General features: G+C 57.1%; 20 protein-coding genes. 11 read left to right on the forward strand and 9 right to left on the reverse strand.

The window, feature by feature from the left end:
• The first annotated feature begins 45 nt into the window (after positions 1-45).
• From BXY66_RS03815 to BXY66_RS03825, 3 genes are all read left to right on the forward strand, one after another.
• Positions 46-939 carry an AraC family transcriptional regulator gene (locus tag BXY66_RS03815; protein ID WP_132858844.1) on the forward strand — a complete coding sequence of 298 codons (894 nt, stop codon included), beginning with the start codon at positions 46-48 and terminating at the stop codon, positions 937-939.
• Between the two features lie 540 nt (positions 940-1479).
• Positions 1480-3159 (forward strand): 30S ribosomal protein S1, encoded by a 1680-nt coding sequence (gene rpsA / locus BXY66_RS03820; protein WP_132858845.1) that lies wholly within the window; start codon positions 1480-1482, stop codon positions 3157-3159.
• Positions 3160-3282: 123 nt separating this feature from the next.
• On the forward strand, positions 3283-3636 hold the full coding sequence (locus tag BXY66_RS03825; protein WP_132858846.1) for a GFA family protein: 354 nt from the start codon (positions 3283-3285) through the stop codon (positions 3634-3636).
• 27 nt (positions 3637-3663) lie between these two features.
• Here the strand turns inward: BXY66_RS03825 and BXY66_RS03830 are convergent, their stop codons facing one another.
• A complete protein-coding gene (locus tag BXY66_RS03830) occupies positions 3664-4434 on the reverse strand; it encodes an isocitrate lyase/PEP mutase family protein (RefSeq protein WP_132858847.1) in 771 nt (256 codons plus the stop codon).
• Positions 4431-5504 carry a bifunctional transcriptional activator/DNA repair enzyme AdaA gene (locus BXY66_RS03835; RefSeq protein ID WP_132858848.1) on the reverse strand — a complete coding sequence of 358 codons (1074 nt, stop codon included), beginning with the start codon at positions 5502-5504 and terminating at the stop codon, positions 4431-4433. Before BXY66_RS03835 ends, BXY66_RS03830 begins: the two co-directional genes overlap by 4 nt.
• Before the next feature lie 337 nt (positions 5505-5841).
• Here BXY66_RS03835 and ihfB point away from each other — a divergent pair, with 337 nt between their 5' ends.
• The 7 genes from ihfB to BXY66_RS03870 all read left to right on the forward strand — a co-directional run bounded on the left by ihfB (position 5842) and on the right by BXY66_RS03870 (position 10371).
• Entirely contained in the window at positions 5842-6123 is a 282-nt protein-coding gene (gene ihfB / locus BXY66_RS03840; RefSeq protein ID WP_132858849.1) for an integration host factor subunit beta, read from the forward strand.
• Between the two features lies 1 nt (position 6124).
• Complete coding sequence (locus BXY66_RS03845) at positions 6125-6475, forward strand: lipopolysaccharide assembly protein LapA domain-containing protein (protein ID WP_132858850.1); 351 nt, start codon at positions 6125-6127, stop codon at positions 6473-6475.
• A gap of 38 nt (positions 6476-6513) precedes the next feature.
• Positions 6514-7158: a phosphoribosylanthranilate isomerase gene (locus BXY66_RS03850; RefSeq protein ID WP_132858851.1), complete on the forward strand. Its 645-nt coding sequence runs from the start codon at positions 6514-6516 to the stop codon at positions 7156-7158.
• Positions 7155-8156 (forward strand): SIR2 family protein, encoded by a 1002-nt coding sequence (locus BXY66_RS03855; protein WP_132858852.1) that lies wholly within the window; start codon positions 7155-7157, stop codon positions 8154-8156. The genes BXY66_RS03850 and BXY66_RS03855 overlap by 4 nt, the downstream gene beginning before the upstream one ends.
• A gap of 60 nt (positions 8157-8216) precedes the next feature.
• Positions 8217-8582 carry a hypothetical protein gene (locus BXY66_RS03860; protein WP_132858853.1) on the forward strand — a complete coding sequence of 122 codons (366 nt, stop codon included), beginning with the start codon at positions 8217-8219 and terminating at the stop codon, positions 8580-8582.
• A 70-nt stretch (positions 8583-8652) separates the two neighbouring features.
• Positions 8653-9906 carry a tryptophan synthase subunit beta gene (gene trpB, locus BXY66_RS03865; protein ID WP_132858854.1) on the forward strand — a complete coding sequence of 418 codons (1254 nt, stop codon included), beginning with the start codon at positions 8653-8655 and terminating at the stop codon, positions 9904-9906.
• Positions 9907-9996: 90 nt separating this feature from the next.
• Entirely contained in the window at positions 9997-10371 is a 375-nt protein-coding gene (locus BXY66_RS03870; protein ID WP_165929097.1) for a hypothetical protein, read from the forward strand.
• 198 nt (positions 10372-10569) lie between these two features.
• Here BXY66_RS03870 and BXY66_RS03875 read toward each other — a convergent pair whose 3' ends face one another.
• The 4 genes from BXY66_RS03875 to pth form a co-directional block, all read right to left on the reverse strand.
• Complete coding sequence (locus tag BXY66_RS03875) at positions 10570-10956, reverse strand: DUF2237 family protein (protein WP_132858856.1); 387 nt, start codon at positions 10954-10956, stop codon at positions 10570-10572.
• A gap of 100 nt (positions 10957-11056) precedes the next feature.
• Positions 11057-12223 (reverse strand): serine hydrolase domain-containing protein, encoded by a 1167-nt coding sequence (locus BXY66_RS03880; RefSeq protein WP_132858857.1) that lies wholly within the window; start codon positions 12221-12223, stop codon positions 11057-11059.
• 80 nt (positions 12224-12303) lie between these two features.
• Positions 12304-13344, reverse strand: coding sequence for a DUF2332 domain-containing protein (locus BXY66_RS03885; RefSeq protein ID WP_132858858.1), 1041 nt, complete (start codon positions 13342-13344; stop codon positions 12304-12306).
• Positions 13341-14054 carry an aminoacyl-tRNA hydrolase gene (gene pth / locus BXY66_RS03890; protein ID WP_132858859.1) on the reverse strand — a complete coding sequence of 238 codons (714 nt, stop codon included), beginning with the start codon at positions 14052-14054 and terminating at the stop codon, positions 13341-13343. Before pth ends, BXY66_RS03885 begins: the two co-directional genes overlap by 4 nt.
• Before the next feature lie 90 nt (positions 14055-14144).
• On the opposite strand from pth, the gene BXY66_RS03895 reads away from it, so the two are divergent.
• Positions 14145-14834: an FkbM family methyltransferase gene (locus tag BXY66_RS03895; protein WP_132858860.1), complete on the forward strand. Its 690-nt coding sequence runs from the start codon at positions 14145-14147 to the stop codon at positions 14832-14834.
• 114 nt (positions 14835-14948) lie between these two features.
• Here BXY66_RS03895 and BXY66_RS03900 read toward each other — a convergent pair whose 3' ends face one another.
• The 3 genes from BXY66_RS03900 to BXY66_RS03910 all read right to left on the reverse strand — a co-directional run bounded on the left by BXY66_RS03900 (position 14949) and on the right by BXY66_RS03910 (position 18168).
• A complete protein-coding gene (locus BXY66_RS03900) occupies positions 14949-16097 on the reverse strand; it encodes a M24 family metallopeptidase (RefSeq protein WP_132858861.1) in 1149 nt (382 codons plus the stop codon).
• Positions 16098-16213: 116 nt separating this feature from the next.
• Positions 16214-16855, reverse strand: coding sequence for a 50S ribosomal protein L25/general stress protein Ctc (locus BXY66_RS03905; protein WP_132858862.1), 642 nt, complete (start codon positions 16853-16855; stop codon positions 16214-16216).
• A gap of 146 nt (positions 16856-17001) precedes the next feature.
• Complete coding sequence (locus tag BXY66_RS03910) at positions 17002-18168, reverse strand: alpha-hydroxy acid oxidase (RefSeq protein WP_132858863.1); 1167 nt, start codon at positions 18166-18168, stop codon at positions 17002-17004.
• Positions 18169-18249 lie beyond the last annotated feature (81 nt).

The raw sequence follows: 18249 nt of genomic DNA on the forward strand, positions 1-18249 counted from the left end.
TCGTTGGGGTTGGATTGTCTGGCAGTTGGCTCTTAAATCTGCCTCATGAGTAAAGACCAGATCAAATCCATCATCGAACGCGTTGTCCGTGACGAAGGTCTGTTTGAGACGGGTGTGAGCGGTGTGCAGCTGTTTCGCGTTGCCACGCCGATGCCTTGTGTGCCGGCTGTGTATGAACCTTCGGTTGTCGCGATTGTGAGTGGCGCCAAGGAAGCGGTTCTGGATGGCGAGCGGCATGTGTATGACAGCGAACGCTATATGTGTTGTTCGATGTCTATGCCCGCCGAGGCCGGTACGCCGGAAGCCTCGCCAGAAGCACCCCTGTTGGGCGTGTCGATTTCGCTCGATACCCGCGTGATGACCGAACTAGCGATCGAGATGGAGAACGCTGGGGGCGGGTTGCGCACGCCCAAGGGCGGCGCAGTGCCGCAAGGCGTGGCGCTGGCGCATTGGGATGCGGAATTTTCCGACGCGTTGTTGCGGCTGGTGCAACTAGTGGAACAACCCGACGATGCAGCGGTTCTCGGGGCAGGGCGGTTGCGTGAACTGTATTACGCGGTTCTCAAGGGCGAAGCAGGCGACGGCGCCCGGCGGGCTTTTGGCGTGGGCAACGAAATCGCGCGCACGATCGAGTTTCTGTCGACGCGGTTGGACGAAACCGTCACGATTGACGATCTGGCGTCAGAAGTTGGCATGAGCCGCGCCGTATTCCATCGAAAGTTCAAGCAGGCGACAACCATGTCTCCGATACAGTTTGTGAAATCCATGCGTCTGAATTCCGCAGCGATGAAAATCGCAGCAGGCACCAGCGTTACAGAAGCCGCGATGGACGTCGGCTATGCGAGTTCCTCCCAGTTCAGCCGCGAGTTCAAACGCGCCTACGGGCAGTCCCCCAAACGATGGGGGCAAAATGCGGTTGTTCCGGCGGGAGTGGCTTAAAAAGGTTGCTCGGCCAACCGAAAGGTTTCGTCAAATCGGACGTCGAAATGCCAGTTTTTTAAGAGGTGCGATGCACGTAAGGTGTCTTGGCAACCGATTTGCAAAGGGCGGTCGTTTTTTTACGGCGTCGCACTCTATCAGTGGATTTTCATTGGTTCGCAGACTTCAGGTAGGCGCGGGGTGAAACTGGCGCGTTAAGCTTGCAGGTTGATTTAGGTTCGCAAAGTTTCTCATAGACTGAGCCGAAGCGCTGGTCGGTGGGAGCGACTTACGAATCGGACAAAGCTGTGCTTTGGCTTCGAGCTTCAATATTCGAGCCCGCGAATCCCCTTGCTCCCTTGGCAAAACACCGCTATATGCCCCCCTGTCTATAAGGCGCAAACGCCAGATACATCGGGACGAGCAGGGTCGAGCACAAGCCGGCCCTTCTTTGTTTTTGTGTTTTTTTGTCCGATGTGGTGCGCCCAGACCAATGGAAACCAAGACCGGCGGAGACAACCGTTCGGCCAGATAAAACGATTGAAAAGGAAATGACGCCACATGGCTGATAACACCATGGAGGAATTCGAAGCCCTCCTTAATGAAAGCTTCGAAATGGACACACCCGAAGAGGGTTCTGTTGTCAAAGGCACTGTCATCGCTGTTGAAGCAGGTCAGGCCATCATCGACGTAGGCTACAAAATGGAAGGCCGCGTTGACGTAAAAGAATTCGCAAATCCTGGTGAAGCTCCCGAGATCGCTGTCGGCGACGAAGTGGAAGTGTACCTGCGCGCGGCTGAAAACGCCCGTGGCGAAGCCGTGATCTCCCGCGAGATGGCGCGCCGCGAAGAAGCATGGGACCGCCTGGAAAAAGCATACGCAGACGATGCACGCGTCGAAGGCGCGATCTTCGGCCGCGTCAAAGGCGGCTTCACTGTCGACCTCGGCGGCGCTGTGGCCTTCCTGCCCGGCTCGCAAGTTGACGTGCGCCCCGTACGCGACGCTGGCCCGCTGATGGGTCTGAAGCAGCCGTTCCAGATCCTGAAGATGGACCGTCGTCGTGGCAACATCGTGGTTTCGCGTCGTGCGATCCTCGAAGAGTCCCGCGCCGAACAGCGCGCCGAAGTTATCGGCAACCTGTCCGAAGGTCAGGCAGTCGACGGTGTGGTCAAAAACATCACCGAATACGGTGCGTTTGTAGACCTCGGCGGCGTTGATGGCTTGCTGCACGTCACCGACATGGCATGGCGCCGTGTGAACCACCCGTCCGAGATCCTGACGATCGGCGAAACCGTCAAGGTTCAGGTCATCAAGATCAACAAAGAAACCCACCGCATCAGCCTCGGCATGAAGCAGCTGCAGGAAGATCCGTGGGATCTGGTCGCAGCCAAGTATCCGCTTGAGTCCGTGCACAAAGGCCGCGTGACCAACATCACCGACTACGGTGCATTTGTTGAGCTGGAGCCGGGTGTTGAAGGTCTGGTTCACGTGTCCGAAATGTCCTGGACCAAGAAAAACGTGCACCCCGGCAAGATCGTTTCCACCTCTCAGGAAGTGGACGTCATGGTTCTGGAAATCGACGGCTCCAAGCGCCGCGTTTCCCTTGGCCTCAAGCAGACCATGCGCAACCCGTGGGAAGTCTTTGCGGAAACCCATCCGGAAGGCACCGAGGTCGAAGGCGAAGTCAAGAACATCACCGAATTCGGTCTGTTCATCGGCCTGCCGGGCGAGATCGACGGCATGGTTCACCTCTCCGACCTGTCCTGGGACGAGCGTGGCGAAGATGCGATCCAGAACTACCGCAAAGGCGACATGGTTTCGGCCGTTGTCTCCGAAGTGGATGTTGAAAAAGAGCGTATCTCCCTCTCGATCAAAGCACTGGGTGGCGACAAGTTCGCAGAAGCGGTTGGCGGCGTGAAGCGCGGCTCCGTGATCACCGTAGAAGTGACCGCGATCGAAGATGGTGGCATCGAAGTGGAATACGAAGGCATGAAGTCCTTCATCCGCCGCTCCGATCTGTCGCGTGATCGCGCAGAGCAGCGCCCCGAGCGCTTCTCGGTTGGCGACAAGGTCGACGTCCGCGTCACCAACGTCGACAGCAAGACCCGCCGTCTGGGTCTGTCGATCAAAGCTCGCGAGATCGCAGAAGAGAAAGAAGCCGTGGAACAGTATGGTTCTTCGGACTCCGGCGCATCGCTCGGCGACATCCTCGGCGCAGCGCTGAAATCGGGCGACGAATAAGATCAACCCGATCTTCTGAGACACTAATGAACCCCGCCGGAAACGGCGGGGTTTTTCTTTGTTCAATCCATTTGTTCATGGTATGTTCTTTTTGTATTGATAGGTAATTGAAGAGTTTTCAGGATGATTTCAGCCAGTTGTAATTGCGGCGTAGTGCGGTTCGAGTTGACGGAGGCGCCCAGCACCCTGGGCGCGTGTTACTGTTCCCGCTGCCGAAAGGCGGGGGCCAGCGCAATGGTCTTTATTAAGAAGGAGAGTCTGAACTGGGTATCCGGACAAGATCAGATAGCGGTCTATCGCCCCCAGCAGCCGTACAAATATAAACGCTGTTTTTGCAAGATCTGCGGCACATCCCTTGGCGAGGTACTTTCGGAAGAGGCCAGTTTCCCGGTGTCAGCCAACGTTTTTGATGGCGATCTCGGTTTGCAGGTGCAATTTGAAGAACATGTCGAGGACAAGCCTTCTTGGATGGAGTAGGGCGCGGGACATCCGCGCCCGGCAGGGTCAGTAAAAAGCCTTGGCCTGTTCGGTAATTGCTTTCATTGCCACAGCATATGGTGTGGGGCCGAAGCTGATGCGACCTACGCCAAGTGCCGCGAGCGGGGCGATTTGTGCTGTCACGTCTCGCAACATGACATTCACCGGCAGGGGACTTTCGGTGCAGACTTTCTGGATCAGGTCCGGATCCGAAAGGCCTGGGACGAAAAAGCTGTCACCGCCTGCCTCTGCATAGGCTGCTGCGCGTTCCAGCGCCTCTGGTATGTGGCTGGCGTGATCCTCGGGCTTGGATTGCAAGAACAGGTCGGTGCGGGCGTTTATGACAATTGGAATACCTGTCTGATCACCGGCTGCGCGCACTGCTTTGACACGACTGGTTTGCTCGTCGATCGCATGTAGCCCTTTGCCTTTTACGACGCGGTCCTCGAAGTTGAGACCCACAGCACCGGCCGAAATCAACCGTTCGACATTGAGCGAGACCTCTTCCGGAGCCATCGCGTAACCGCCTTCGAAATCCACCGTGAGAGGAAGGTCGTTGGTTGCGACGATCCGTTCCACAATTGAAAACAGAAACTCCATTGGTAGAGACTCACCGTCCCGAAAGCCTTGCGCTTCTGCCACGGACCAGCTTCCCGTAGCCAGCGCTTTGGCGCCCGCTTTGGCGACCGCGCCTGCGCTGCCCGCGTCCCAAATATTATAGAGAACAACCGGTGTTCCGGGCAGATGCAAAGCCTTGAGGGTTTCGGCCTTTTGAGCGGAGGATGGTGTGTCGATCATGCTGGGAGCCTTTCGGATGATGTGCGGTACTGCTGTTCGATTTCGAGAAGTTTCTGTTTGCGCCAAAGGCCGCCGCCGTATCCCGTCAGCGCGCCGTCAGCACCCAACACGCGGTGACACGGTATCACCACGGCGATCTGGTTTGCACCATTGGCGCGTGCAACGGCGCGGGTCGCTGTCGGACGGCCGATTTCTCGCGCGATTTGTGAATAGCTTCGTGTGTGCCCGGCCGGGATAGCCAGCAGGGCATGCCATACCTCTTTTGTGAATGCGCTGCCGTGCAGGGCAAGCGGCGTGGCAAAGGTGTCATTGCGACCGGAGAAAAACGCACTCAGTTCGGCTTCAATCTGATCCGTGGGTCCAAAACGACCCAGTCCCAGATCTCCCTTTGCGTGCGCGCGAAGACGGGACAGTTCTCGCGGCAGGGCCTTTCGGTCCGTGAATTCCAGAAGATGCAGGTGGCTTGTGGACGAGACGGCGATCATGTCGCCCAATGTCGTACTGATCCAGTCAGCTCGCAAAAATCCGCCCGATGGAAGTGAGGAGGGCGGACAGCCCAGCAGTTTGGCAAAGGCCGTACGAAAGGCTTGAGGACTGTCAAATCCTGCCTCGTGTTGCGCGGAAATAACGGAGTCGCCGCCGGCCAGCGTTTCAAACCCTTCTCTCAGACGACGTTGACGAGCCATTTCGAGAAACGTGATGCCAAACTGTCGTTTGAAGCTGCGCCGCACGGTAGACAAGTCAAAGCCCATTTGCGTGATGTGGCTTTCTGACCATCTGATGTCTGGACGTTTGTCCAGGGCGTTCAACAAAGCCGAAATGGCCGGATCTGCCTGCGCCGCCGGCTGAAGGGGATGGCACCGCTTGCAAGCCCTGTAGCCAGCTTCAATGCACTCCCCAATCGTGGAAAAGAAAGTACAGTTTTCCGGTTTCGGTTTGCGGGCTGGGCACGTCAGCCGGCAGAAGATGCCAGTGGTCGCCACGCAGACAAAGACCTGACCATCGTAGCGGTCATCGCGCTTCAGGAGGGCCTCATAGAGTGTGTTGTGGTCGGGCAATTCAAACAGCATGAAGACAGCCTAACATCTGCGCAAAAGACGTCAGCCAGAAATCGGGCACGTATTTTGAAAAGTGTGGACGCGCCTCTTGGACGCTTAGAAGGCCAAGCGAAAGTGCCCTGGGCTTTTTGTTGCGAATCAATAGCTTCTCTGCGCTGCGGCGCTGGAGGACGAGCTGGCACCATCGGTAAATTGGGCATTTGTTTTGCGCAAGACAGGCCAAAATCGGCGGATTTAGGCGGAAAACACCCCTCTGGGCCTGCCTTTCCGTTTCCGTTTCGGGCGTTTCTACCTATAGTCGGGAGGATGCATGCGCAAAGACCTGCACGTCCTCAGGGAGACATAGCCGATGATCCGTTCGGAACTGATTCAGAAAATTGCAGATGAAAACCCCCACCTTTACCAGCGCGACGTTGAGCGCATCGTGAACACGATCTTTGACGAGATCACGGATGCGATGAGTGATGGCGACCGTGTAGAGCTTCGGGGCTTTGGTGCATTCTCGGTCAAAAAGCGCGATGCCCGTACGGGCCGTAATCCGCGCACTGGTGAGTCGGTAGAAGTAGAAGAGAAACACGTGCCCTTCTTCAAGACGGGCAAGTTGCTGCGTGACCGACTGAACGGGAAGTAAAATGCGCTATCTGCGTTATGCGTTTCTGGGCGCCCTTGGTGTCGTCCTTATTGCTGTTTGTCTTGCAAACCGCGACCTTGTGACCCTCACCCTTTTGCCCGCCGCACTCGGCGATCTGCTGGGGATGAATTTCTCAATCAGCCTGCCTCTGTTTGTGGTGATCCTTGGCGCGATTGTTGTCGGCCTCCTGGTGGGGTTCGTCTGGGAATGGCTGCGGGAACACCGCCATCGAGCGGACAAGAGCAAGGCAGAAAAAGAGCTTCACAAGACCAAGCGTGAGGTTCGGCGTCTCAAGGGGAAGCAGGCCGAGAACAAAGACGAGGTTCTCGCCTTGCTGGACGAAGCCAGCTGAGGCTTTGCTTTTGGGGGCCGCTCTTGTAGGGCTAGCTCATGGATATTCGCGTCAAGATCTGCGGGCTTAAAGAGCCTGAACACGTTGCGGCTGCGGCTCATGCCGGCGCTGCTTATGTGGGCTTTGTCTTTTTTGAGAAGTCGCCGCGCAACGTGAGTCTCCCGCGTGCACGGGATCTTGCGGTCGACGTGCCTGTCGGCGTGGCCAAGGTTGCACTCACCGTAAATGCAGAGGACGCTTTTCTGGATCAGCTTGTCGACACGGTTCCTCTGGACATGTTGCAGCTGCACGGCAAGGAAACTCCGGAGCGTGTTGCCCAAGTGCGGTCTCGCTACGGTTTGCCTGTGATGAAGGCAATCGGCATTGCCGAGGAAGCAGACGTTGCACAGATCGAGACATACGGGGCAGTCGCGGACCAGCTGCTGGTTGATGCTAAGGCGCCAAAAGGAGCCGCGTTGCCGGGCGGTAACGGGCTGTCGTTTGACTGGCGTCTGGTCAACCGCAAATATTGGCCGACACCCTGGATGCTGGCGGGAGGATTGACAGTGGACAATGTGGCAGAAGCCATCCGCATGACCGGAGCGCGGCAACTGGATTTGTCGTCTGGTGTCGAAAGCGCTCCCGGCATCAAGGATCCAGAGATGATCCGCGCCTTCATGGAGGCGGTGCGGAGCGTAAAATGACCCGCACACTGTGGCTGCATATCGGCACTCACAAAACCGGAACCACGGCGATCCAATCGGCATTCCACAAGTATTCCGATGACGGTCTGCGGTATCTTGCGTTGCCGCACCCGAACCACTCCTTTCCGATACTGACAATGTTCCAGACGGACCCGGAGCGGTTTTTCTCCAATGCCCGAGTGCCTTATCCCTATCGGGACTTTGCGCGCAATCGCCCCAAGCTTTTGCACCGTTTCAAGCAACTTCTGGAACAGGATCGCCGAGACATCGTCATCTCGGGTGAGTCCATGTCGCGGCCCGGCTTTGCAGGTGGCCATGAGGCGCTGCTGGATTTTTGTCGTCCGCATTTTGACCGCGTGCAGGTGGTTGTCTACTTGCGGGAACCTGTTTCCTTTGTGACGAGCATGCTGGCCGAACGGATGAAAACGACCCCGACGGAGTTTCGACCGGTGCCTGAGAAGGCAATGTATCGCGCCCGCTTGGAACATTGGATCGATGCGGTCGGGCGAGACAATGTTCATGTTCGACCGTTCCATCGAGGTGCCTTCGGTGTGGGTGGCGTTGTCGCGGATTTCGGCGCCGTAGTGGGCGTCACCAAACCGCTGCCGGAGAACAAGGGAAGTAACATAAGCCCGTCGACCGAAGCTCTTGCTGTCACCAATCATTATCTGAGAAAGCCGGCTGGTGTCCTTGGGCAGCAGTGGAACCGGTACCTCAGCATTCTGGCCCGCGAGTTTCCCGGGCATCCTTTGGCCATCCCGACGAAACGGGTGGCTCTTTATCTGCGTGCAAACTCGGATGACATTGCGTGGGCCGAACGCTTGTTGGGTGAGCCATTCCAAGCCTATGAATCACACGCTGATGCGATCGAAGTTCGAGACGACGAGGTCTTTTGCAAAATTGCCGAAGATGCCCTGCCAGCCTTTCGAAAATGGGTGGCCCCCAAGGTGATTACTTCTCTTCCGTGGATGGTGCGCAAGGTGTTGGCGCCCAAATAGCGGGCGATTGGTCCGTGCCTCCTTGCCTCCCGTAATCTCCTTGAAATGGGAGATCTCCGAATGGTTCTGGTAGCGATAGGTGCGGCGAAACTCTTGCATTGGTGGGACATGCCGCAATTTACCGTTCTCACGGCGCTGTCGCTGCGGCAGGCGCGGGCGATGGAAGAAAACCTGAGGGCAGACGTATTTCCGCACGCAAACCATTTCTTTTCCCTGACAGTCTGGACGTCACCGGCTGCGATGCGGCGTTTCGCGACGTCAGGTGCACATCGACATGCGTTGAAGATGGGCAGCAGATTGACCGATACCTCACGTTTTCACGTCTACTGGGCCGAGGAAATACCGCGCATTCCGGACGCTTTGGCGGAATGGCACACGGCCTTGCCGGAGCCGCTGCGAGCTCAGGTTCCGCGTGATGCTGCGTAATCACGCAGATTGCTCTTTCCAATCCTGATTCCCAGCCCTAGAAGAATTGAAACACCGCGGGAGAGGCACAATGTCCAACGACCTTTTCAACAGCTTTATGAATGGCCCAGACGAGAAAGGCCGGTTCGGCCAGTTTGGCGGCCGCTTTGTCAGCGAAACCCTTATGCCCCTGATCCTCGATCTGGAGGCAGAGTATGAAAAAGCCAAGGACGATCCGACCTTCTGGGCGGAAATGAATGATTTGTGGAAGCACTATGTGGGTCGCCCGAGCCCTCTCTATTTTGCTTCCCGTATGACCGAAACCCTTGGCGGTGCCAAAATCTATCTGAAACGTGACGAGCTGAACCACACCGGCGCGCACAAGGTAAACAATGTGCTTGGTCAGATCATCTTGGCGCGTCGCATGGGCAAAACCCGCATCATTGCGGAGACAGGCGCCGGCCAGCACGGTGTTGCAACAGCAACGGTCTGTGCGAAATTCGGTCTGAAATGCGTGGTATACATGGGCGCGCATGACGTCCAACGCCAGGCGCCAAACGTGTTCCGGATGCGTCTTTTGGGCGCCGAAGTGGTGCCGGTTACCTCTGGTCGCGGCACGCTCAAGGATGCGATGAACGACGCGTTGCGCGATTGGGTGACCAACGTGCGCGATACCTTCTATTGCATCGGCACAGTGGCCGGTCCGCACCCGTATCCGGCGATGGTTCGTGATTTTCAGTCGATTATTGGTAAGGAAGTGCGTTGGCAGTTGGAGGAGCATGAAGGCAAAGGCCGTTTGCCCGACACCGTGATCGCCGCCATTGGTGGTGGATCCAATGCCATGGGCCTTTTCTATCCGTTCCTAGACGACAAGTCCGTCAACATCATCGGCGTCGAAGCAGGCGGCAAGGGTGTTGACGAAAAAATGGAGCACTGTGCGTCGCTTACAGGGGGACGCCCTGGTGTGCTTCATGGCAATCGCACGTATCTTTTGCAGGATGACGACGGGCAAATCCTCGAGGGTTATTCGATTTCCGCCGGCCTGGATTACCCGGGCATCGGACCAGAACACAGCTGGCTCAACGACACCGGACGCGCCCAATATGTGTCGATTACAGACAAGGAAGCGCTTGAAGCGTTCCAGTTCTCCTGCGCACAGGAAGGCATCATTCCCGCGCTTGAGCCCTGCCACGCGCTGGCTCATGTAATGAAAATTGCGCCCAGCCTGCCCAAAGACCACGTGCTGGTCATGAACATGTGCGGTCGCGGGGACAAGGACGTTCAAACCGTTGCACGGTATCTTGGCTTTGACATGTCAGACACCGAGGGCCGTTCTGTAGAGTGATCTCTAAACGAGCTTTGAAAATGAGGGCGTCCGATTGGGCGCTCTTTTTTTGGGGCGGAGCTTGCGGGAAAAACTCGCTGGACTTCCCTCTTGAAGGTCATCCTTAGGCAGCCCAAATTCGGGTATATGTTCAAAGGATTTGCCATGTTGCGTCTGAACCGCTTTGTGACCGCTGTATGTCTTGGTCTGGCTTTTGCCGTGCCCGCCTCGGCTGATGTGGTCCAAGACTCCGTAGACGACGCGGTCGCGCAAATGACGCGCAACGGTGCACAGCAAATCAAGATCGACAAACGCCTGAATGGAAACACCCGCGTTATGGGGTACACAGACGAAAATCAGTTTGTGATTATCGTCGACAAGAAAACCGGAGCAAGAGTCACGGATATGGTGCGGCCGCGCCCTCCGCAGGGACAGCCACACTGGTCCCAGCAGGGGCCGGATTTCGGTGACATCGGCGGCCGGTAGCATCGTCACTTGGTGGCCGGATAGTGGTCGAACGCCAGAGTGGAACGGGTTCGGCACTTCGATGACCGTTTTGCCAACGGTTTGAATTACACATCCTGTCCGTCCCTTCATGGTGCGATATGTGTCGGGCACGCGCTCCGACAGGATCCTCGCAAAGGGGACCGCAGATCGGAAGTGACCCCGAAGCGGCGACTTGCGTTACCCCGGATGCGCGTCGATGCGGTGTTGCTCAAGCACCCGCATAGGGACAATATCCAAGGCACGCTGATGGGTGCCGGCCAAATGGACTTTTGGTGCGCAGCCCTCGTCATGGGCTTGTAGAAAACGAGCGGCACAAAGACACCACTGGTCACCGGGTTTGAGGCCTGCAAAACCGAACTCCGGTCTTGGCGTAGAGAGGTCGTTGCCGACGTATTTTGAATAGGCGAGAAACTCGGCCGTCATGACAGCACAGACAGTGTGACTGCCGGTGTCTTCGGCGCAGGTATTGCACGCTCCGTCACGGAAGTAGCCTGTTAAAGGGTCGTGGGAGCAAGGTACGAGCGCCTCGCCCAGCACATTCACGGATGGGTCTTTTTCAATCATACGCCGACCATGGCACGGCTTAACGCGTTGGCAAAGCCTGTCGACAGTATTGTGATGCGATCCGATCTACGAGTTCTTTGTTGACCGGAACTCTCCAACGCTACCGAAGCCCTGAGGCAATCTCGCGGAACAGCGCAATGTTGTCGTCGTTCACGCCCTTGTCCTTGAACTTGCGGTCCGCGGAGTTGACAGCAATCACAACACCTGCGGCGCGGTCGATATAGATATATTGTCCATACACGCCGATGCCAAAGAACTCACCCTCACGAGGGTCTTTGGGCATCCACCATTGATAGCCGTAGTGCAGCTTGCCTTCGCCGGTATTGGCGCTGGGAACAGTGGACGCGGCCACCCAATCTGCGGGCACAATCTGCTCGCCATTTGCCATGCCGTTTTGCAAGAACATCTGTCCAAACTTTGCATAGTCTCGCGTGCGGATGTTCAGCCCGCCCAAAACAAATGCCACTCCTTCCCCATCGGTCACGTAATATGGTGAAGCTTCGTAGCCGAGCTTGGAGACAATTTTCTCAGACAGGAGCGAGGCAACATCCCTGCCAGTTGCGCCGCGGATCACCATGCCGAGTACATGGGTATCTATAGACACGTACTGAAACTGCTTGCCGGGAGGCGCAAAGGTTTCGTTCAGGCTTGCCGCAAAGCCGTCCAATGTGCCGCCAAGGGCCACAACTCGCCCCATGCGGTTGATGTCACTGTCATAATCCAGATAGTCCTCGTTGAACGTGACGCCAGATGACATCTGCAAAACGTTTTTGACGGTTGCTCCGTCATAGGCAGTGCCCGTCAACAAGGGCGCATATTTGGTGACGGGATCGTCGATGCTTTCGATGTGGCCCTCGGAAACAAGAATTCCCATGAGCGCAGAAAGATAGGATTTGGCCACTGACCAGCTGATACGTTGATCGGTGTCTTGCGTGCCGAGATGGTAGCTTTCATGCACCAGCGCACCGTCTTTTAGGACAACAAGTGCCGTCACATTTCTGTCTTCAACCCACTGACTTGTGCGTGCAGGCAGCTCCGCCTCCGGCCCACTTGGCAGATTGATCACCGGCCCGTCTCCGCGGGCCACTTCACGACTTAAAAACGCGCCGTTCATATGGGAAAAGTTGTGGACGATCTTGTCCTCGGCAAACAGGGAATTGACCGCCATCAGGCGCATCAGTTCTTCGCGTTTTACAAACCCGACCACAGCGGCAGCCAAGATAAACATCAAAAGAATGCGGCCAAGCCACTTGCCAAACGTGCGCATGAATGTCTCCTCTCATATCGGGGGAACTTGATCACCTGACGGTCGATCTCCGCAAGTCTTACCTTGGGTCAGAGCGGTGATCAGCGCAAAGTCGCAGGTGCATGCCAATCGACCCAGCGGCCGTGAAAATCGGCCCTTCCCAGCGAAAGCGTCGTGTTCTGCGGCCAGATGCGTAGGGTCAACGCTGCTCCGGGCGCTTGATTGTCGGCCTCATAGGATAGCCATGCCAGCGGTGCGCTTTCGGTCGCCCGTGACCCGGCAGACGTAATCAGTCTTGTGCCACGTTCTTGGACATCAGCCGGAAAATACTGCCATGCCACTGTATGGTAGATCAGGTGAATGTGTCCTTCAGCAGGTGCCGCCAAACGGGTTGCAAGCCAGTCAATTGCATCCCCCTTGTCCAGAGGTGCGTCCTGAAGTGCGATTGCGGCGCGGGTGCGCGCGATGCGCTCCTTCTGGTCCGCCCAAAGGTAGGCCTGCAGTCGCAGCGCATCTGCATCGTCGCGGACATCCAGCGGGTTCAAATCGACGCCACGCCGCTCCGCAACGCAAATGTCTGCAAGCGGCGGCAGGGGGCCTTTCCACTCCGGCGAAAGTGACACGGTGCTGTCAGGACCGTAGCCGCTCCCGACATTCATCCGAAACCGGTCAAACATCAAATTGAGCCCGGCAGAGGCGCCAAGCTCGGATAGCCGAAAGGGCAGGCCGAAACGATCAGCAAGCAGTTGCGCTGCGCCGATCAGAACCGCAGACCGACGGACCTCGTTGGTTTGCGGGGCATTCCCGATCCAGTCACACAGAAACCCGTCGTTGTCTTTTATCGCCTGCACGATTGCGTTGACGAGTTCGTCATCTGAGCAAGTGTGTGGGGGGTAAGCGCCAGCAAGTCTCGGATCTTTGCCCAAAAGCACAAGGGCGTGCAGCCCGCCGGCAATTCGCAAAGGCAGACTGTGCCCCGAAGGCCCGATGTCGCCAGTAAACTCCGCGCTTTTCTGTCCAAGCTCGGTGTCCTCAGGCCAGTGGTCGCCCAACAAACGCAGCAACCGGCCCATAAAACGGCTGTCCAGACCCTCGCAATGGCCCGCCTGTTCCAGAAAGGCAGCGCGAAGGGCTGCGTTCATGAAAACTTGTCCATGAGCCGCTGTAGAGGGCTACGGGTGTCTTCTATCGGTTCCGGTTTGGGGGCGGGCTTTGGCGTTGGTTTGGCTTTCGGCTGTTTTTGCTGTTGCGCGTCGGGTTTTGGTTTGGAAGTCGAGGACCTCGGCGGGTTCAGCCGCAGGGCAACCGCGTTGGAAAACTTGGCAGTATCGCCCTCCGCAAGATGTTTTGCGCCATCCGAAATGCCACGCAGCATGTCCTCCAGCCACTCCTGATCCATTTTGTGGAAGTCGTGGAGCACGTAGTGGCTCACCAGATCTTTGCGCCCCGGATGACCGATGCCCATGCGCACGCGGCCATAGGTTTCGCCGATGTGCTGGTGCATTGACCGCAATCCGTTGTGCCCCGCATGTCCACCGCCCTTCTTGTATTTGAGCTTGCCCGGCGCGAGATCCAACTCGTCATGAAAAACCACAACGTCTTCGGCCTCCAGCTTGTAAAACCGCATGGCTTCACCCACCGACTGGCCCGACAGGTTCATAAACGTCTCGGGTTTTAGCAGCAGTACTTTTTCGGTTCCAAGGCGACCTTCTGTCAGAGCCCCCTGAAATTTGCCTTTCCAGGGAGCAAATCCGTGATCCTTGGCAATGCGATCCACAGCCATAAAGCCGATGTTGTGGCGGTTGCCCGCATATTTGTTGCCTGGATTGCCAAGGCCGACAAAGAGTTTCATGACTGCTCACCTGTGCTGCTCACGGTTGCTCTATAGCCGCCGAGCCCCTAGGACTCAATGAAATGACAAGAGGCAACAGGCAGTTGGGGTATGACGGTTTACACGCTCAAAGGCATTGAGGTTGGTATTCCCGACTGGCTGAAAGACACCCGCATAGAAGCCAAGCTGGCCTCAGGCGACTACGAAAACAAGGAGAGCGAGGCCGCGCTAAAGCGGATCAAGAAAGGCTGGCGCGTGTTGGAGATCGGTGCAGGGCTTGGGTATGTAAGCTCAATTTGCGCACAGACCGCCGGCGCCGAAAACGTCATGAGCGTCGAGGCCAATCCGAAAATGCTTGACCCGATCCGCGCCAATCTGGACCGCAATGGGCAGAAGGGAGTGAACCTTGTGCACGGTGCGGTGGTTGGCGACTCCCATTCATCCGAGACAGTGAAATTTCGCGCCGGAGCTCTGTTTTGGGGAGGCGGGCTTGTTGAGGAGGGGGCTTCGCCGGACGACATGGTCGAGGTGCCGGCACTGCCAATTGGGCACCTGCTTGCGATCCATCAGCCTCAGTTTGTGATGATGGACATCGAAGGGGGCGAGCAGTTCCTGTTTGACGAGAAGTGGCCGAAATGCGTGCGCCACGTGGTGCTTGAGCTGCACCAATCCAAATACCCACGCAAAGTGATCAAGAAGATCGTGGATTGCATGAGCCGCTCGGGGCTGACCTATGACCCGTCGACCAGTTCTGGGCGGACATTGGGGTTCATGCGGGTTGGCAAGGTGAAGAAAGGGTAGGGGCTTCGCCCGTGCGAACCTGCCGGATACTGACCTTTCAAAGATGAAACTGCCCACCAGACTCTTTCTAGGGCCTGGCTCGGCTCCCCCAGGCGCATTTGCAGCAAACACGGATCAGAGGGGGACCAAATCCAGCGGGCTGCGCGACAAGCGTTCAACGCCCGTCTCGGTGACGAGAACAGAGTGTCCCACGCACATCGCGTGCCCTGTGTCCGAGTCCATCAGGATCATATGCAGGAAAAACACCTGATTGGGTTCCATCAGAAGCGGGTTCCCCTCATAAAACATTGGGAAATCCACCCAGATCGGATTGTAGACTGCTCCCATGCCATAGCCGCAGGCCTGCAGACGCGCGTGGTTAAGACCGTGGGCGTCAAACACGCGGGCGTGGGCCGAAAATACATCTCCCATCGGTGCGTTCGGACGGATGGCCTCTTCGCAGGCGTGTAACGCTTCCACAGTGGCGGCATGCATACGTTTGTGGGTGTCGCTGATTTCGCCAACGACCAACGTGCGCATCATCGCGGCGTGGTAGCGGGCGAACGTGCCTGACCATTCAAGTGTCAACTGGTCTTGCGGATCGAGATTGCGGCGGCCGGAGTAAGAGCGGCAGAGGAGCGCACCAGAGCCGGAGCCGATGATAAACTCGTTGCCAGCATAGTCACCGCCGCCCTCAAATACCGCACCCTGCATAGCGCTCAGGATGTCCCCTTCAAACGCGCCTGCACGGGTGCTTTTGACCGCCGCGTCCAGCGCGTCGTCTGACAACGTCGCAGCCTTTCGGTGCATGGCGATTTCCGCCGCTGATTTCACCCGACGGCAAGAGCGGATCACGTCAGAAGCTTCGATCAGGCCGGAGACTGCTGACTGTACTTTTTGACCGTTCCACATTGTGAGGCCCGCGGTCTGTGTCTCCCATCCGATCCGTGCACCGTTCAGATTCAGGTCGCTGAGCAAAGTGGCGAGATCGTTTTCGGGGGTGGCCCCTTCGTATTCCGGCCAGATGTGGATTTGATCGTCAGAAAGAACGGACGTGTGTCGCGCCTGTCGCAGATCGGGGGCGCGGGTCAACAAATGGATGCGGCCATCTGCCGTCAGAACCATGCATTGAAACATGGAAAATCCAAAGGTGTCGTATCCCGTGAGCCAGTAGTGGCTTTCCGGTGCGAAAAGCAAAATGGCGTCCAGACCCGCCTTGGCAAGAGCTGCGCAGGCTTTGTCCTGACGTTGCTGGAATTCGTCGAGTGTAAAATGAAGGGGCATTTGAGAGCTCGCGATACATCTGCAACGAGCCTAGTTTGCCGCGCGCCATTCAGCCATAAAAAAGCGCGGCGCCCCGTGAGGAGCGCCGCGCCTGCCACACGCCTTGCGGCGGGGTCTTATTCTTCGGCTGCTGCTTCTTCTGCGGCTGCCTCTTCGCCTTCACCTTCTTCGTTCTCGGACGAACGCAGACCAGATGGAGCGGAGATGTTTGCGATCACGAAGTCGCGGTCGATTGTCGGCTTGGCACCTGCAGGCAAGTCGATCTGCGAGATGGTAATGGTGTCGCCAACTTCTTTGCCGGTCAGGTCAACAACCAGACGCTCGGGGATTTCGCCCGCGGTCACGTTCAGTTCGACTTCCGGACGCACAACGGTCAGAACGCCGCCCTTTTTGATGCCGGGTGCTTCTTCTTCGTTTTCAAAGTCAACATGGATGAACAGGTTGATTTTCGAAGTACGACGCAGACGCAGCAGGTCGATGTGGGTCGGAAGGTCTTTGACCACGTCACGCTGTACGCCGCGGCAGATCACGCGCACGTCTTCCTGACCTTCAACTTTGAGGTTGAAAAGGGTCGACAGGAAGCGACCTTCTTTCAGTTTCTTGAACAGAACGTTGAAAGGGATCTGGATTGCGAGCGGTTCGGCGTCGCCACCGTAAACAACACCAGGTACGAAGCCGTCACGACGTGCTTGACGAGCGGCGCCCTTGCCTGTCCCCGTGCGTGCTTCGGCGATAAGATCAGGAATTTGACCAGCCATTTTGAATTCTCCATATACTAGTGCGAGGTTCCTCCAAGGCTGTAACCTCGCGTGAAGCCGCGCGTATAGCGGGGTTTCCCTAGAAAGCAAAGGGGATTCGCGCCGCTCTGTTGGATTTTTCGCGCGAACCCGCCTATCGCCGCAAATCAGGCCTGCCAGCGACCTTCAAAACCCTCCGGTACCAGCAGGATATCGCGGTCCAGTTCGTCTATGCGACGGCGGCCGCAGAGCGCCATAGAGAGGTCGAGTTCGGTGTGGATGACCCGCAAGGCCTCTTCAACGCCTTTCTGTCCCATGGCCCCGAGGCCATACACGAATGCGCGTCCGATATAGGTACCTTTCGCCCCCAGCGCCAGCGCCTTCAACACGTCCTGACCAGAGCGGATGCCGCTGTCCAGATGGACTTCAACCTGATCGCCCACCGCCTCCATAATCGAGGGCAGGGCGCGGATGGATGACAGAGCGCCATCAAGTTGGCGACCGCCGTGGTTGGACACAACGATTGCGTCAGCGCCAACTTTGAGAGCCATCTTGGCGTCCTCGGCATCCAGAATGCCTTTGAGGATTACCTTGCCCCCCCATTCTTCCTTGAGCTTGGCCACCTTGTCCCAATCCAAAGTTGGGTCGAAACTTTCCTTGGTCCATGCACCGAGGTCCTTCGCATCCGAGATGCCGTCGACATGACCGACGATGTTACCAAAGTTGCGACGCTTGGCGCCGAGCATTTCGATCCCCCATGACCACTTGGTCATCAGGTTTGCGATCGTGGACGGCGTGAGTTTGGGCGGAGCGGACAGACCGTTTTTCAGGTCTTTGTGCCGCTGCCCCAGAATTTGTAGGTCGAGCGTTATCACCAGTGCCGAACAGTTGGCGTCTTTGGCACGTTGGATCAGACGGCTGACGTAATCAGTGTCCCGCATGGTGTACAGCTGGAACCAGAACGGTTTTGTGGTGGCTTCGGCAACGTCTTCAATTGAGTTGATTGACATTGTCGACAAGGTGAACGGAACCCCGAATTTCTCCGCGGCCCGCGCAGCTTTGATCTCTCCATCTGCACATTGCATGCCGGTCAGGCCCACTGGTGCGAGTGCGACAGGCATGGCGACATCCTGACCGATCATCTGACTGGCAGTGGATCGGCCCGACATGTCCACAGCAACGCGCTGGCGCAGATAGATGTCTTCGAAGTTGGACGTGTTTTCGCGGAAAGTCTGCTCGGTCCAGCTGCCGGATTCGGCATAGTCGAAAAACATCCTGGGCACGCGCCTTTCGTAGATGCGTTTCAGGTCATCGATACAGGTGATTACCGGCATATTGGTCCAAACTCCCTCATATTGGTCAAGGTTCCTTACCAATATGAGGGAGTCGGTGCAATCCCAATAGCGCTTATTAGG

It is taken from the genome of Shimia isoporae, from assembly GCF_004346865.1.
In the GTDB taxonomy this organism is placed as follows: domain Bacteria; phylum Pseudomonadota; class Alphaproteobacteria; order Rhodobacterales; family Rhodobacteraceae; genus Shimia; species Shimia isoporae.

Bases quoted from the DNA above. Each gene is read 5' to 3' on its own strand.
- BXY66_RS03815 (WP_132858844.1), top strand. From the start codon at position 46: ATGAGTAAAGACCAGATCAAATCCATCATCGAACGCGTTGTCCGTGAC.
- rpsA (WP_132858845.1), top strand. From the start codon at position 1,480: ATGGCTGATAACACCATGGAGGAATTCGAAGCCCTCCTTAATGAAAGC.
- BXY66_RS03825 (WP_132858846.1), top strand. From the start codon at position 3,283: ATGATTTCAGCCAGTTGTAATTGCGGCGTAGTGCGGTTCGAGTTGACG.
- BXY66_RS03830 (WP_132858847.1), bottom strand. From the start codon at position 4,434: ATGATCGACACACCATCCTCCGCTCAAAAGGCCGAAACCCTCAAGGCT.
- BXY66_RS03835 (WP_132858848.1), bottom strand. From the start codon at position 5,504: ATGCTGTTTGAATTGCCCGACCACAACACACTCTATGAGGCCCTCCTG.
- ihfB (WP_132858849.1), top strand. From the start codon at position 5,842: ATGATCCGTTCGGAACTGATTCAGAAAATTGCAGATGAAAACCCCCAC.
- BXY66_RS03845 (WP_132858850.1), top strand. From the start codon at position 6,125: ATGCGCTATCTGCGTTATGCGTTTCTGGGCGCCCTTGGTGTCGTCCTT.
- BXY66_RS03850 (WP_132858851.1), top strand. From the start codon at position 6,514: ATGGATATTCGCGTCAAGATCTGCGGGCTTAAAGAGCCTGAACACGTT.
- BXY66_RS03855 (WP_132858852.1), top strand. From the start codon at position 7,155: ATGACCCGCACACTGTGGCTGCATATCGGCACTCACAAAACCGGAACC.
- BXY66_RS03860 (WP_132858853.1), top strand. From the start codon at position 8,217: ATGGTTCTGGTAGCGATAGGTGCGGCGAAACTCTTGCATTGGTGGGAC.
- trpB (WP_132858854.1), top strand. From the start codon at position 8,653: ATGTCCAACGACCTTTTCAACAGCTTTATGAATGGCCCAGACGAGAAA.
- BXY66_RS03875 (WP_132858856.1), bottom strand. From the start codon at position 10,956: ATGATTGAAAAAGACCCATCCGTGAATGTGCTGGGCGAGGCGCTCGTA.
- BXY66_RS03880 (WP_132858857.1), bottom strand. From the start codon at position 12,223: ATGCGCACGTTTGGCAAGTGGCTTGGCCGCATTCTTTTGATGTTTATC.
- BXY66_RS03885 (WP_132858858.1), bottom strand. From the start codon at position 13,344: ATGAACGCAGCCCTTCGCGCTGCCTTTCTGGAACAGGCGGGCCATTGC.
- pth (WP_132858859.1), bottom strand. From the start codon at position 14,054: ATGAAACTCTTTGTCGGCCTTGGCAATCCAGGCAACAAATATGCGGGC.
- BXY66_RS03895 (WP_132858860.1), top strand. From the start codon at position 14,145: ATGACGGTTTACACGCTCAAAGGCATTGAGGTTGGTATTCCCGACTGG.
- BXY66_RS03900 (WP_132858861.1), bottom strand. From the start codon at position 16,097: ATGCCCCTTCATTTTACACTCGACGAATTCCAGCAACGTCAGGACAAA.
- BXY66_RS03905 (WP_132858862.1), bottom strand. From the start codon at position 16,855: ATGGCTGGTCAAATTCCTGATCTTATCGCCGAAGCACGCACGGGGACA.
- BXY66_RS03910 (WP_132858863.1), bottom strand. From the start codon at position 18,168: ATGCCGGTAATCACCTGTATCGATGACCTGAAACGCATCTACGAAAGG.